Annotated in this window: 13 protein-coding genes; all 13 read right to left on the bottom strand. The window is 71.8% G+C overall.

The features are described from left to right. Positions 1-15: 15 nt before the first annotated feature. The 13 genes from AC3RJ7_RS13840 to AC3RJ7_RS13780 all read right to left on the bottom strand — a co-directional run bounded on the left by AC3RJ7_RS13840 (position 16) and on the right by AC3RJ7_RS13780 (position 14,543). Complete coding sequence (locus AC3RJ7_RS13840) at positions 16-825, bottom strand: LLM class flavin-dependent oxidoreductase (protein ID WP_491456435.1); 810 nt, start codon at positions 823-825, stop codon at positions 16-18. A gap of 145 nt (positions 826-970) precedes the next feature. Beyond that, positions 971-1,666, bottom strand: a complete 696-nt coding sequence (locus AC3RJ7_RS13835) for a response regulator (RefSeq protein ID WP_491456434.1) — start codon at positions 1,664-1,666, stop codon at positions 971-973. Next, the gene (locus tag AC3RJ7_RS13830) at positions 1,663-4,191 is read right to left on the bottom strand and encodes an ATP-binding protein (protein WP_491456433.1); all 2,529 of its coding nucleotides are present in this window, start codon (positions 4,189-4,191) and stop codon (positions 1,663-1,665) included. The genes AC3RJ7_RS13835 and AC3RJ7_RS13830 overlap by 4 nt, the downstream gene beginning before the upstream one ends. Positions 4,192-4,195: 4 nt before the next feature. Next, positions 4,196-4,810 (bottom strand): potassium-transporting ATPase subunit KdpC, encoded by a 615-nt coding sequence (kdpC, locus tag AC3RJ7_RS13825; RefSeq protein ID WP_491456432.1) that lies wholly within the window; start codon positions 4,808-4,810, stop codon positions 4,196-4,198. Between the two features lie 55 nt (positions 4,811-4,865). Next, the gene (gene kdpB / locus AC3RJ7_RS13820; protein WP_491456431.1) at positions 4,866-7,049 is read right to left on the bottom strand and encodes a potassium-transporting ATPase subunit KdpB; all 2,184 of its coding nucleotides are present in this window, start codon (positions 7,047-7,049) and stop codon (positions 4,866-4,868) included. A 2-nt stretch (positions 7,050-7,051) separates the two neighbouring features. After that, on the bottom strand, positions 7,052-8,725 hold the full coding sequence (gene kdpA, locus AC3RJ7_RS13815) for a potassium-transporting ATPase subunit KdpA (RefSeq protein WP_491456430.1): 1,674 nt from the start codon (positions 8,723-8,725) through the stop codon (positions 7,052-7,054). Continuing rightward, on the bottom strand, positions 8,725-8,814 hold the full coding sequence (locus AC3RJ7_RS13810) for a potassium-transporting ATPase subunit F (RefSeq protein WP_491456429.1): 90 nt from the start codon (positions 8,812-8,814) through the stop codon (positions 8,725-8,727). Before AC3RJ7_RS13810 ends, kdpA begins: the two co-directional genes overlap by 1 nt. Continuing rightward, the gene (locus AC3RJ7_RS13805; protein ID WP_491456428.1) at positions 8,811-8,972 is read right to left on the bottom strand and encodes a hypothetical protein; all 162 of its coding nucleotides are present in this window, start codon (positions 8,970-8,972) and stop codon (positions 8,811-8,813) included. The genes AC3RJ7_RS13810 and AC3RJ7_RS13805 overlap by 4 nt, the downstream gene beginning before the upstream one ends. A gap of 109 nt (positions 8,973-9,081) precedes the next feature. Further along, a complete protein-coding gene (locus AC3RJ7_RS13800) occupies positions 9,082-9,570 on the bottom strand; it encodes a GbsR/MarR family transcriptional regulator (RefSeq protein ID WP_491456427.1) in 489 nt (162 codons plus the stop codon). A gap of 12 nt (positions 9,571-9,582) precedes the next feature. Further along, positions 9,583-11,205 (bottom strand): ABC transporter permease, encoded by a 1,623-nt coding sequence (locus AC3RJ7_RS13795; RefSeq protein ID WP_491456426.1) that lies wholly within the window; start codon positions 11,203-11,205, stop codon positions 9,583-9,585. Next, positions 11,202-12,158 carry an ABC transporter ATP-binding protein gene (locus tag AC3RJ7_RS13790; RefSeq protein ID WP_491456425.1) on the bottom strand — a complete coding sequence of 319 codons (957 nt, stop codon included), beginning with the start codon at positions 12,156-12,158 and terminating at the stop codon, positions 11,202-11,204. Before AC3RJ7_RS13790 ends, AC3RJ7_RS13795 begins: the two co-directional genes overlap by 4 nt. A gap of 278 nt (positions 12,159-12,436) precedes the next feature. Continuing rightward, on the bottom strand, positions 12,437-13,105 hold the full coding sequence (locus AC3RJ7_RS13785) for a potassium channel family protein (protein ID WP_491456424.1): 669 nt from the start codon (positions 13,103-13,105) through the stop codon (positions 12,437-12,439). Next, the gene (locus tag AC3RJ7_RS13780; RefSeq protein WP_491456423.1) at positions 13,098-14,543 is read right to left on the bottom strand and encodes a TrkH family potassium uptake protein; all 1,446 of its coding nucleotides are present in this window, start codon (positions 14,541-14,543) and stop codon (positions 13,098-13,100) included. Before AC3RJ7_RS13780 ends, AC3RJ7_RS13785 begins: the two co-directional genes overlap by 8 nt. Positions 14,544-14,581 lie beyond the last annotated feature (38 nt).

The following is a 14,581-nucleotide window of genomic DNA, read 5'->3' as shown; positions in this document are numbered from 1 at the left end:
CGACGACGAGCGCGATCAGCGCCCGGCGAGCAGCCCGACGAGCGGCGCGAGCACCTCGACGTGCTCGTGAGACATCGTGAGGTACGAGACGCCCGCGACCTCGCGCAGCCGTTCGAGATGGTCCGCATCGCGGTCGACGTCGCCCGAGAGGAGCGCCGCGGCATCGGCCTCGCGCAAGCCGGCCGCCGTCAGGCCGAGCCGGCTGAGCAGCCACTCGGGCAGGGCATCGCCGACGCCCGCGATCTGCAGCGCGATCTCGAGGTCGGCGCCGGCTCGATCGCGCGCCCGGGCGGTGAGCGCGGCGACCTCGTCGACCGTCGCGGTCGGCGGCATCGCGAGCGCGAGCGTGTGCGCATGCGATCCCGCGAGGCGCAGCATCCGGTCGCCGTTGCCCGCGATCACGACCGCAAGCTCGGGCAGTTCGGCCCGCACCGCGACGAGTGCCTGCTCGACGGCGTCGACGCGACGGCCGGGTGCGCCCCAGTCGACGCCGAGCCGCGTGGCGTCGTGTTCGCCGCCCGGGCGCCCCGCGCCGATGCCCAGTTCGAAGCGTCCGCCCGACAGCTCGTGCAAGGTCGACGCCTCGCGGACGACCGCGGCAGCCGAGCGCAGCGGTGCGGCGAGCACCCACGTGCCGAGGTGCAGCCGTTCGGTCGTCGTCGCCGCGGACGCGAGCGCGAGGAACGGCGACGCGGTTCCGAGCGTGTCGGGCACGAGCAGCGTCGAGAAGCCGGCCTGCTCGAGCTCGAGGGCCGTGGCGCCCCAGGCGGCCGCGGTGCCGCGCCGCCCGACGACGGCGCCGAATCGGAAGGTGTGATCGGTCATGACTCGATCCTTCGCGCGCCGACCCCGCCGCACATCCGCCCGCCGGCGGCACCCGAGGTACTCCCTCGGCGGTACGCGGACACGGTCCGGCCGGCCGGCCGAGTGGTCGAGCTGTCGCACGAGAAACGACGTCGGGAAGGCGGGACTACGGCTCGAAGCGGTACCCCAGCCCGGGCTCGTTGAGGAAGTGCCGGGGCTCCGACGGCACCGGCTCGAGCTTGCGCCGCAGCTGCGCCACGTACAGCCGCAGGTACCCGGCGTCGTTCGCGTGGTACGGCCCCCACACCTCGCTCAGCAGCATCTCGCGCGTGAGCAGCTTGCCGGGGTGTTTGAGGAACAGCTCGAGCAGGCGCCACTCGGTGGGCGTGAGGCGAACGGATGCCTCGCGGCGGGCGCCGTCGGAATCGGCGGGCCGCACGACCCGGGCCGACAGGTCGACCTCGAGGTCGCCCACGCGGTGCACGGCCGCCGTGTCGCCCTCGTCGGCGGGCCGGCGCGACCGCGCCCGGATGCGGGCGAGCAGCTCGTCCATCGCGAACGGCTTCGTCACGTAGTCGTCGGCGCCGGCGTCGAGCGCCTCGACCTTCTCGCCCGAGTCTGCGCGGCCCGACAGCACGAGGATCGGCACGCTCGACCACGCCCGCACGGCCCGGATGACGTCGATCCCGTCGACCTTCGGCATGCCGAGGTCGAGCAGGATGAGGTCGGGATGCCCGTTCGCCGCCTGGTCGATCGCCTCGGCGCCGTCGCGCGCGTGGAGCACCTCGTACCCGCGGGCCGCGAGCGTGATGCGCAGCGCGCGCTGCAGCTGCTCGTCGTCGTCGGCGAGGAGGATCCTCATCGTGCCTCCTCATCGGTCGCGGCATCCGCGGGTCGTTCGGGTCGTTCGACGGGCGCGACGGGCAGCGCGACCACCATGGTGAGGCCGCCGCCCGGTGTGTCCTCCACCTCCAGTGTGCCGTCCATGCCCTCGACGAATCCCTTCGACAGGGCGAGTCCGAGCCCGAGACCGGTCTCGTTGTCGGTGTCGCCGAGGCGCTGGAACGGGGTGAACACCTCGTCGCGGCGCTCGGGCGGGATGCCCGGCCCGCGGTCGACGACCCGCAGCTGCACGCGGTCGCGGAACCCCGACGCCGACAGTCGCACGCGCTCGCCGGTGGGCGAGTGGCGCACCGCGTTCGCGAGGAGGTTGACGACCACCCGCTGCAGCAGGCCCGCGTCGGCGAGGAGGGGCGGCACCTCGTCGGCGAGGTCGAGCTCGACCTCGCCCGGCCCGAGTCCGAGCTCGTCGAGCGCGGGGAACACGACGTCGGCCGCCTCCACCGGCGCGAGCCGCACCGCGAGTGCGCCGGCCTGCACGCGGCTCACGTCGAGCAGGTTCGTGACGAGCTCGGCGAGCGAGTCGAGGCTCTCGGCGGCGGTGTCGAGGAGTTCGTGCCGCTCGGCGTCGGGCAGCCGGACCTCGGCCGAGCGCAGGGCGCTGATCGCCGCCGACGCCGAGGTGAGCGGTCGCCGAAGGTCGTGGCCGACGGCGGCGAGCAGCGCCGAGCGCACCCGGTCGGTCTCGGCGAGGGCGTCGGCCGTCTCCGCGGCACGCGCGAGCGCGCCGTGCTCGAGGGCGGCATCCATCTGGGTGGCGATGACCTGCAGCAGGCGCCGCTCCGAGGCGTCCGGGTCGTGGCCGTGCAGTTCGAGGACGGCGCGGTCCGCGATCGAGAGCAGGGTGACGCGGTCGTCGTTCGAGGGTTCGCCGTCGGCGACCACCGACTCGCCGTCGACCACGAGCCGCACGCCCGTGAGGCCGAAGGCCTCGCGCGTTCGCGTGACCATCGCCTGCAGGGCGTCCTCGCCGCGCAGCACGCTGCCGGCCATGGTCGCGAGCAGCTGCGACTCGGCGGCGGCCCGGCGCGCCTCGCGGGTGCGACGGGCGGCCTGGTCGACGACGTAGCTCACGAGCAGGGCGTTCGCGACGTAGAAGACCAGGGCGAGCAACTGCCGGGGCTCGGCGATCGTGAGCGTGTAGAGCGGCTCGATGAAGAGGAAGTTCAGGGTGAGGCCCGAGAGCACGGCGGCGAACAGGGCGGGCCAGATGCCGCCGATGAGCGCCACGATGATCACGAGCAACTGGTACGCGAGCACGTCGCTCGTGATCGACGACTCGGTATGGAAACGCGTGAGCACCCAGCTGAGCAGCGGCCCGGCGACGAGGGCGACGGCGAAGCCGAGGATCAGGCGCGTACGGCCGAGCGCTCCGCGCGCGAGCCGTGGCAGCGAGACCGCGGCGCCGGCGGCGGCGTGGGTGACGATGTGCACGTCGATGTCGCCCGACTCGCGGATCACGGTCGCGCCGATGCCGGGCGGCGAGAACGCCGCAGCGAGCCGCGACCGCCGGCTGACGCCGATGACGAGCTGGGTCGCGTCGACCCCGCGCGCGAACTCGACGAGCGTGCGCGGCACGTCCTCGCCGACGACCTGGTGGAACGTGCCGCCCAGCTGCTCGACGAGCGTTCGCTGGGTGTCGAGGGCGCCGGGATGCCTCGCCCGCATGCCGTCGGGGTTCGTGACGTGCACGGCGATGAGCTCGCCGCCCGAGGCGCGAGCCGCGATGCGGGCGCCGCGGCGCAGCAGCGTCTCGCCCTCGGGCCCGCCGGTGAGGGCGACGACGACGCGCTCGCGCGCCTCCCACTTGCGGTCGATGCCGTGCTCCGCGCGGTACTTCTTGAGCGCCTGGTCGACCTCGTCGGCGAGCCACAGCAGCGCGAGCTCGCGCAGCGCCGTGAGGTTGCCGAGGCGGAAGTAGTTCGACAGCGCCGCGTCGATGCGCTCGGCGGGGTAGACGAGCCCGCCCGAGAGACGGTCGCGCAGCGCCTGCGGCGAGAGGTCGACGACCTCGATCTGGTCGGCGGCCCGCAGCACCCGGTCGGGGATGGTCTCGCGCTGCGGCACGCCGGTGATCTGCAGCACGACGTCGCCGAGCGACTCGATGTGCTGGGCGTTGACGGTCGAGATGACGTCGATGCCGGCGTCGAGCAGCTCCTCGACGTCCTGCCAGCGCTTCGCGTGGCGCGAACCGGGTGCGTTCGTGTGGGCGAGCTCGTCGACGAGGGCGATCTCGGGTCGGCGTGCGAGCACGGCGTCGAGGTCCATCTCGTCGAGGGTGACGCCGCGGTGCTCGACGGGGCGGCGCGGCACGATCTCGAGGCCCTCGGCCATCTCGGCGGTCGCCCGCCGGCCGTGCGTCTCGACGAGGCCGACGACCACGTCGTGACCCTCGGCGCGGAGCCTTCGGCCCTCCTCGAGCATCGTGTAGGTCTTGCCGACGCCGGGTGCCGCGCCGAGCAGCACCCGCAATCGCCCCCGCTTCATGTGGTCAGTCTCCCACCAGCGCGGCGAGCGCGAGGTTGAGCTCGAGCACGTTCACGGTCTCGTCGCCGAGGTAGCCGAGGTCGCGGCCCCGGACGTGCTCGTCGACGAGCTGCGCGACCTCGGCCTCGGGCAGGCCGCGCGCCTCGGCGACCCGGGCGACCTGCAGGCGCGCGTACTCGGGGCTGATGTGCGGGTCGAGGCCCGATGCCGAGGCGGTGAGCGCATCGGCTGGAACCTCGTCGGGCGCGACGCCGTCGGCCTCGGCGATCCCCGCCTTCCGCGACTCGATCGCCGCGACGAGGTCGGGGTTCTCGGGGCCGAAGTTGCTGCCGCTCGACGCGCCGCCGTCGTAGCCGTGTCCGGCCGCCGACGGTCGGGCCTGGAACCACTCGGGCAGCGGCGCGCCCGAGGCATCCGCGAACGACTGCCCGATGAGCGAGGAGCCGACGACGTCGCCGCCGGCGTCGCGCACGAGCGAGCCGTTCGCCTGGGCCGGGAGGGCGACCTGGCCGATCGCGGTGACGAGGGCGGTGTACGCGACGCCGAGCACGAGGGTGAAGGCGATCATCGCGCGGAGCGCGACCCAGTGGGTGCGGAGGGTGGTGCGGGTGGAGGTCATGATTTCCTTTCGCTGGCTGAGGAGCGCCCGACGGAGGAGGACGCGTCTCGAAACCTCAGAAGCCCGGGATGAGACTGACGACGAGGTCGATCAGCTTGATGCCGATGAACGGGGCGATGATGCCGCCGAGCCCGTAGACGAGCAGGTTGCGGCTGAGGATAGAGCTCGCGTCGCCGGGCCGGTACTTCACGCCCCGCAGCGCGAGCGGGATGAGGAAGACGATCACGATCGCGTTGAAGATGATCGCCGACAGCACCGCCGACGCGGGGGAGTGCAGCTGCATCAGGTTGAGCGCCGCGAGCCCCGGGAACACGCCCGCGAACATCGCCGGGATGATCGCGAAGTACTTCGCGACGTCGTTCGCGATCGAGAACGTCGTGAGTGCGCCCCGGGTGATGAGCAGTTGCTTGCCGATGCGCACGATGTCGATGAGCTTCGTCGGGTCGCTGTCGAGGTCGACCATGTTGCCGGCCTCCTTCGCGGCCGACGTGCCGGTGTTCATCGCGACGCCGACGTCGGCCTGCGCGAGCGCGGGCGCGTCGTTCGTGCCGTCGCCCGTCATCGCGACGAGGTTCCCGCCCTCCTGCTCGCGGCGGATGAGCGCGAGCTTGTCCTCGGGCGTGGCCTCCGCGAGGTAGTCGTCGACGCCGGCCTCCTTCGCGATCGCGGCGGCGGTGAGCGGGTTGTCGCCCGTGATCATGACGGTGCGGATGCCCATCGCGCGCAGCTCGGCGAACCGGTCGACGAGGCCGTCCTTGACGATGTCCTTGAGGTGCACGACCCCGAGCAGGCGGGGCGCCGTACCCGGCTGGTGCACGGCGACGACGAGCGGCGTGCCGCCGCCGGTCGAGATCGCGTCGACGCGCTGCTCGAGCTCGGCCGCGGTCGCGCGGTCGATGGGCGCGGATGCCTCGACCCACGCCGTCACGGCCGACCCGGCGCCCTTGCGCACGATCGTGCCGTCGGCGAGGTCGAGCCCCGACATGCGGGTCTGCGCGGTGAACGGCACGACCTCGCCGGCCGGCGCATGATCGAACCGGATGCCTCGGGCGGCCGCCAGCTCCACGATCGAGGAGCCCTCGGGCGTGGGGTCGGCGAGCGAGGCGAGCGCCGCGGCCCGCACGAGCTCGGCCTCGTCGACGCCCGGCATCGGCACGAACTCGCTCGCGCGACGGTTGCCGTACGTGATGGTGCCGGTCTTGTCGAGCAGGAGCGTCGTCACGTCGCCCGCGGCCTCGACCGCGCGGCCCGACATCGCGAGCACGTTGCGCTGCACGAGCCGGTCCATGCCGGCGATGCCGATCGCCGAGAGCAGCGCGCCGATCGTCGTCGGGATGAGGCAGACGAGGAGGGCCACGAGCACCGTGATGCTGACGGGCGACGCCGCGTACGACGCGATCGGGTTGAGCGTCAGCACGACGACGACGAACACGATCGAGAGACTCGCGAGCAGGATGTCGAGCGCGATCTCGTTCGGCGTCTTCTGCCGGGCGGCGCCCTCGACGAGCGCGATCATGCGGTCGACGAAGGTCTCGCCGGGCTTCGAGGTGATGCGGACCACGATGCGGTCGCTGAGCACCCGGGTCCCTCCCGTCACGGCCGAGCGGTCGCCGCCCGACTCGCGCACGACGGGGGCCGACTCGCCCGTGATCGCCGACTCGTCGACCGAGGCGATGCCCTGCACGATGTCACCGTCGCCGGGGATGAGCTCGCCCGCCGACACGACGACGAGGTCGCCGAGGCGTAGATCGGCCGACGAGATGTCGGTCAGCGCGCTGCGTTCGGCGAGGGCGTCGGACACCTCGTCGTAGAGGTCGATGCGGTGGGCGACCGTCGAGGTGCGGGTCTTGCGGAGGGTGTCGGCCTGCGCCTTGCCGCGACCCTCGGCGACCGCCTCGGCGACGTTCGCGAAGATGACGGTGAGCCACAGCCAGGCGGCGATCGCCCAGGTGAAGCTCGGCGGCACGGCGCTGCCGCCCGAGGCGGCGGGCCCGCCGAGGAACGGCTCGGCGATCGCGAGCACGGTCGTGAGCGCCGCCCCGACCTCGACGAGGAACATGACGGGGTTGCGCCACATCTGCCGCGGGTCGAGCTTGCGCAGCGCGCCGGGGAGGGCGGCGACGAGCTGCCGGGGCCCGAAGGGGACCTTCGGCTTCGGGTGCGGGTGCGGGTGGTGCTCTTCGGCCGCGGCGGCGGAGGCCGAGGCATCCGAACCGTGCGAAGCGGTGGTGAGCGACATGACTAGCTGAGTCCTTCTGCGAGGGGTCCGAGCGTGAGCACGGGGAAGTAGGTGAGGGCGGTGATGAGCACGGTCACGCCGACGAGCAGGCCGACGAACTGCGGCTTGTGGGTCGGCAGGGTGCCGGCGGTCTCGGGCACCTTCTGCTGCGCGGCGAGCGAGCCCGCGAGGGCGAGCACGAACACGATCGGCACGAACCGGCCGAGCAGCATCGCGACGCCGAGTGCCGTGTTGAGCCACGGCGTGTTCGCGGTGAGGCCCGCGAACGCCGAGCCGTTGTTGTTCGACGCGCTCGTGAAGGCGTAGAGCACCTCGCTCATGCCGTGCACGCCGGGGTTCCAGATCGAGACCTGCTCGACGTCCTCGCGCACGCCCGGGATCGCGAAGCTCAGCGCGGTCCCCGCGAGCACGAGCGTCGGCGTCACGAGGATGTAGAGGCTCGCGAGCTTGATCTCGCGCGGGCCGATCTTCTTGCCGAGGTACTCGGGCGTGCGGCCGACGAGTAGGCCCGCGATGAAGACCGCGATCACGGCGAGCACGAGCATGCCGTAGAGACCCGAGCCGACGCCGCCGGGGGCGACCTCGCCGAACATCATGTTGAGCATCGGCATCATGCCGCCGAGGGCGGTGAACGAGTCGTGCATCGAGTCGACCGCGCCCGTCGACGTGAGCGTGGAGGTCGTGCCGAACAGGGTCGAGCCGAAGATGCCGAAGCGCGCCTCCTTGCCCTCCATCGCGCCACCCGCGAGCTCGGGCGCCGTGCCGTTGCCGGCCGACTCGAGCGCGCTCAGCGCGACGAGCGAGATGACGAAGAGCGAGGCCATGACCGCGAGGATCGCGTAGCCCTGCTTGTTCGAGCCGACCATGCGTCCGAACGTGCGGGGAAGGGCGAACGGGATCGCGAGCATGAGCACGATCTCGAAGAGGTTCGTCCACGCGGTCGGGTTCTCGAACGGGTGGGCCGAGTTCACGTTGAAGAATCCGCCGCCGTTCGTGCCGAGGAGCTTGACGACCTCCTGGCTCGCGACCGGGCCGCCCGGCAGCTGCTGGGTGCCGCCGGCGAGCGTCGACACCTCCGTGAAGCCGTTGAAGTTCTGCACGACGCCGCCGATGATGAGCACGATCGCGCCCACGATCGACAGCGGCAGGAGCAGCCGGAACGCGCCGCGCACGAGGTCGACCCAGAAGTTGCCGATGGTGGCCGAGCCGCGGCGGGCGAAGCCGCGCACGAGGGCGACGGCGACCGCGATGCCGACGGCGGCGGAGACGAAGTTCTGCACCGCGAGGCCCGCGAGCTGCACGGTGTAGCCCATGGTCAGCTCGGGCGAGTACGACTGCCAGTTCGTGTTGGCGACGAACGACGCGGCGGTGTTGAAGGCGAGGCCCTCGGGCACGGCCGGCAGGCCGAGCGAGTAGGGCAGCACGGCCTGCATGCGCTGCAGCGCGTAGACGAGCAGCAGACCGACGAGCGAGAACGCGAGCACGCCGCGCAGGTAGGCGGGCCACGACTGCTCGCCGCGGGGGTCGACCCCGATGAGGCGGTAGAGGCCGCGCTCGACCTTCAGGTCGCGGTCGCTCGTGTAGATGCGGGCCATGACGTCGCCGAGGGGGCGGTAGAGCAGGCCGAGGACGAGCGCGAGGGTGGCCGCCTGCAGGACGGCGAACAGCACGTCCATCAGAACCGCTCGGGCTTGACGAGGGCGACCACGAGGTAGACGACGGCGGCGACGGCCAGCGCGGCGGCGAGGAGCTCGAACACGATCACAGCTTCTCGACCCCCTTGGCGATGAGGCCGACGACCGCGAACACGGCGAGGATGCCGATGAGGGTGACGATGTCGAGCACGGGGACTCCAGGGTTCGGGATCCGCCCCGCACCCGCGGCGGCGGGCAGCGCCCCTGCGCTGCACCCCCGATGCAACACCGCCGTGGATGCCTCGGCGCCGACCCTTACGGAGCCCTAACGCCCGCCCGCGGCATCCCTACGGGCCGCTCATCCCTCCCGCTGGTCGGGTGGCGCGCGACGGCGCGCCTCAACCGGCGGTCGGGGCGGAGGTCGCGGCGTCGCGCATCGCGTCCCACTCGGCGAGCAGCTCGGGCATCCTGCCGTCGAGGAAGCGGTAGAAGCCGGCGGTGTCGCGCAGTCGCTGCGAGCCCGCGTGCTGCTCGTCGTCGATCGCGTCGGCGGCGCGATCGGAGAGGTCGGCGATGATGCCGTAGATCGGCGACTTCTGCACGATCGCCCGGTACCAGGCGTCGTCGCTGAACTCGAACCGGTCGCGCCGGCTGCCGCGATCGCGAATGCGGTGCACGACGCCGAGCTGCTCGAGGTAGCGCACCGCTCCCGAGATCGCCGCGGCGCTCGCGCCGAGCTCCTCCGAGAGCTCGGCCGCCGTCAGCCCGCGGTCGGCGACGAGCAGCGCCATGAGCACGCGCGCCGGCATGCGGGGGAATCCGGCACCCGCCAGGACGGCGACCGACTTGTCGACCGCCGCCCTGAGTGAGACTTCGTCGCGGGCCATCTTCCGATTCTCTCAGGCCCCCGAGGCCAATTCGCGGCGCCGCATCGACACGACGGCCAGTGCTGCGGCCGCCACCCCGATGGCGATCATCCACAGCCCGCCCGACCAGTCGACGTCATCGCCCGTCGGCACCGGCGAATGGGTGAACGGCGAGAGGTCGGTCATCCAATCAGGGGCTCCGAGCAGCGGTCCGAACGTGCCGAGGATGGCGGCGACGCCGACCACCGTCCAGCCGAGCGCGATCGTCCACCGCGGCAGGTAGGCGAACACGACGAGCGTCAGCCCGAGGAAGACGAGCGAGACGGGCAGCTGTGCGAGCGCGGCCTGCGAGATGAGCGGCACGAGTTCGTCGGCGCGCTCCGACGACGCGGCGCCGACGAGCCCGGCCAGGAGGGCCGCTCCGAGCACGACGGCGATCACGATCACGCCGACGACCCAGTACTCGAGCAGCCACCGGGTGCGCGGAACGGGGGTCGCCAGCACGACTTCGGCCGTGCCGTGCGCCTCCTCCTGGCGGGCGCGGATGCCGACCTGCACCGCGCAGCAGGCGGCGAGCACCCCGATGATGCCGTAGAAGGTCGCGATGAACGCCTGCTCGAGCGTGGCACCGCCGCCGAGCGCGTTCTGCAGTGTCTCGGCGATCTGCGGCGCCTCGCCGCCGATCTGGTCGACGAGGCCCGAGAGCGAACTCGCGGTGAGCCCCGCGACCGCGCCGCCCACCGCCCACGCGATCAGCGTGGAGACGTTGAGGCGCCACGCGAGGCCGAACGAGCTCGACAGCACCGGGCTCGCCCCGGCCCGACCGCGACGGCCCGGCAGCAGGCTGGCACCCTGGTCGCGGACCGACTGGAGCACGAAGACGACCGCGACGAGCACGGTCGCGACGCCGAGCGAGATCCCGAGCGGGGCGAGGGCGTTGTCGACGAACGCCCCCGTCATCTGACCCCAGCCGATGGGCGACAGCCAGCTCGGCCACGCCGGCGTCACGTGCAGGAGGTCGTCCGAGGGCGTGCCCGCGGCATCCCCGATGCCCCGGAGCAGGTACGCGCCGACGACCACGGCGACGCCCGCCCCGTTCGCCCCGCGCGAGGTGCGGAAGAGCTGCGCCGCGACCAGTCCGAACGCCACGAAGGCGATCCCGGTGGCGGCCATCGCCGCACCCGTGACCCACGAGCCCTCCAGCTCGTATCCCGCGGCGATGAACGCGACGGCGACGAGCGCGCCGAGGACGAGGTTCGCGACCACGCCGTGCACGAGGGTGGCCACCGTCGGCTTGACCCGTCCTGCGGGTGTCGCGGCGACGAGTTCGGCTCGCGACTGCTCCTCCTCGGCGCGGGTGTGGCGCACGACGAGGAAGGTGCTCATGAGCCCGCCCATGAGCGCGAGCCACGCGAAGATCGCGAAGAAGGCGTACGCGCCGAGGTCGGTGCCGTCGGGGGTGCCGCGGAACACGAGGATCGTGCGGCTCACCGTCGCGACCTGCAGGATCTCGCGGCGCTCGGCCTCGTCGCCGAAGGTGTCGGCGACCGCCGTGACCGAGGCGTACGCGAGCAGCGCGGTGCCGACGAGCCAGAGGGTCAGCTGCAGGCGGTCGCGGCGCAGCCGCTGCCTGAGCAGCGTGCCGAAGGTGCTCATGCCAGCGCCTCCTCCGAGACGCTCGCTGCGCGCTGCGTGAGTTCGTCGCCGTAGTGGCGGAGGAAGAGCTCTTCGAGCGAGGGCGGCGAGACGGTGAGGCCGCGCACGTCGAGACGCGAGAGATCGGGCAGCACGGATGCCACGCGGTCGCTGTCGACCGTGAAGCTGACACGTCCGTGGTCGATGAGGAGATCGTGCGCGTCGGGCAGCCGGTCGATCTCCGCCGCCAAGGCGACGGGGTCGAGGCCGTCGGCGGCGAACGCGATCTCGGTACGGGTGAGGTGGCGGAGCTCGGCGAGGGTGCCCGACTCGACGGTCGTGCCAGCGCGGATGATGCTCACCCGGTCGCAGAGCTCCTCGACCTCGGAGAGGATGTGGCTCGAGAGGAGCACGGTCGCCCCCTCCTGCGAGACCCGGGCGATCTCGCGGTTGAACACCTGCTCCATGAGGGGGTCGAGACCGCTCGTGGGCTCGTCGAGGATGTAGAGCTCGGCGGGCGATGCGAAGGCCGCGATGAGGGCGACCTTCTGCCGGTTGCCCTTCGAGTACGCGCGACCCTTCTTGCGCGGGTCGAAGTCGAACACCTCGAGCAGGCGCTGCTTGCGGGCGGCGTAGGCGGCCTTGTCGCGGGCGCCGCCGCGGAGACGCGCGAGCAGGTCGATCGCCTCGCCGCCGGTCAGGTTCGGCCAGAGGCTGACGTCGCCGGGCACGTACGCGACGCGGCGGTGGAGTTCGCCGGCTCGCTTCCACGGGTCCTGCCCGAAGAGCGTCGCGGACCCGCCCGAGGCCCGGGCGAGGCCGAGCACGATGCGGATGGTGGTGGACTTGCCTGCGCCGTTCGGACCGAGGAATCCGTGCACCTCGCCGGTGCCGACCTCGAGGTCGAGGCCGTCGAGTGCGACGGTGCGGCCGAATCGCTTCTCGAGGCCGCTGGCGCTGATCACTGTCGTCATGAGCGCGATGTTACGCCCGATTCACAAATTTGTGAATCTTCCTAACGGAACCCTAACGCGCCGGTTCGGGCCGGTCGGTCGAGTAGGCGCGAAGCGCCGTATCGAGTTCGGCCCGGTCGGTCGAGTAGGCGCGAAGCGCCGTATCGAGTTGAGGCCGGTCGGTCGAGTAGGCGCGTAGCGCCGTATCGAGACCACCGCGAGGTCACGAGCAACTCCACCCCGAGTCATCCACGCCGACCCGGTGGCCCCGATACGCGCAACGCGCCGGTTCGACCGCCCTACTCGAGCGCCGCGAACTTCTCGATGTCGCCCTCGGTGCCCGACACGATGATGAGGTCGTGGTTCGACACCACCGTGTTCTCGGTCGCGTAGGTGAACGGCTTGCCGGGGCTCTTCACGCCGACGACGGTGACCCGGTGCTTCGAGCGCACGCCCGACTCGGTGAGGTTCTTGCCGCGGATCGGCTTCGGCGGGTACATCTTCACGAGCGCGAAGTCGTCGTCGAACTCGATGAAGTCGAGCATGCGGCCCGACACGAGGTGCGCGGTGCGTTCGCCCGCCTCGCGCTCGGGGTAGATGACGTGGTTCGCGCCGATGCGCTGCAGGATCTTGCCGTGCGACGCCGAGATCGCCTTCGCCCAGATCTGCGGGATCTTGAGGTCGACGAGGTTCGCCGTGATCAGCACGGACGCCTCGATCGACGAGCCGACGGCGCAGACGGCGATCGAGAAGTCCTGTGCGCCGATCTGCTTGAGCGCGTCGATGTTCTTCGCGTCGGCGACCACCGCGTGGGTGACCCGCTCCGACCACTTCTGCACGAGGCCCTCGTCGGTGTCGACCGCGAGCACCTCGCGGCCGAGCCGGTCGAGCTGCCCGGCGGTGGCGGCACCGAACCGGCCGAGGCCGATCACCAGCACCGGGGCGTCGTGCCTGATCTTGTCAACCAACGATGGGCCTCTCTTCCGGTCGTTTGAACAGCTGGCGCCGCTGGCTCGCGGCGAGTGCGGCGGCGAGGGTCACGGTGCCGACGCGGCCCATGAACATCGTCGCCGCCATGACGTAGACGCCCTCGGGCGGGAGGTCGGCCGTGAGCCCGGTCGAGAGTCCGCACGTCGCGAACGCCGAGATGACGTCGAAGAGCACGTTCTCGAACGGCGCCTTCGTGATCTGCAGGATCGCGATCGACGCGACCGCGACGATCGTCGCCCCCCAGAGCACGACGCTCACCGACAGCCGCAGCATGTCGCGGGGGATGCGGCGGCCGAACGCCTCCATCGAGGGATTGCCGCGCGCCTCGGCGAACGCGGCGAGGAACAGCACGGCGAGCGTCGTCACCTTGATGCCGCCCGCCGTCGACGCCGAGCCGCCGCCGATGAACATGAGCATGCTGCTGACGAGCTGGCTCGAGCCGTAGAGGTCGTGCATGTCGATCGTGGCGAAGCCGCCCGAACGCGTCATCACCGACATGAAGAACGACTGGAAGATCGTCGCCCCGGCGTCGAGGTGGCCGTACGTCTTCGGATTCGCGTACTCGAGCAGCAGGAACATCGCGGCGCCCGCGAAGAGCAGGATCGTCGTCGTCGCGAGGGTGAGCTTGACGTGCACGCTCCACTTGCGGGGGTTCCGCCAGGCTCGGGCGAGCGCGAAGATCACGGGGAAGCCGAGTGCGCCGAGGAACACCCCGATCATGAGCATCGACTGCATCCAGTAGTCGTGAGCGAAGGGTTCGAGGCCTCCGGGGTTCGGCGAGAAGCCGGTGTTGGTGAACGCCATCGCCGAGTAGTAGAGGCTGTACCAGATCGAGTGGCCGGCGTCGTATCCCGCGGCGAGCATGCTCGGCATCAGGGCCGCGGCGATGACGCCCTCGATGACCAACGCGCTCACGGCGACGGTGAACAGCAGCCCGCCGACCTCGCCGAGCCGCACGGCCTGGCGTTCGGCGACGGGCCCGACGTGGATGCGGGACGGGTTGGTGTCGCTCGCCGCCATCAGCTTCGCGCGCAGCCCGAGCCGGCGCGAGATGACGAAGCCGAGCGTCGTCGCGAGCGTGAGGACGCCGACGCCGCCGATGTTGACGCCGATGTAGACGAGCGCGTGGCCGAACGGCGACCAGTAGGTCGCCATGTCGACCGTGGCGAGACCGGTCACGCAGATGACCGAGACGGCCGTGAACAGCGCGTCGTGGAGCGGCGCGGAGGATGCCTCGCCGGCGCGCGCGATCGGCAACGAGAAGAGCAGCGTGAAGAGCAGGATCAGCGCGGCGAACACGAGGATTGCGAACCGCGACGGCGAGCTCTTGACGAGGCTGTCGAGGCCGTCGCGGACGCGCCCGAGCCATGAACGCCGGTCGACGCGACCGAGCCGGCTCACTCGCTCTGCGCGCATCGACCCCCCTGTCAGTCGTCATCCGGCGCGACTGTCAT

It is taken from the genome of Agromyces solani (genome assembly GCF_058349925.1).
Note: the sequence above shows the minus strand (reverse complement) of the source record. Positions and strands in the feature narration are given on the sequence as shown.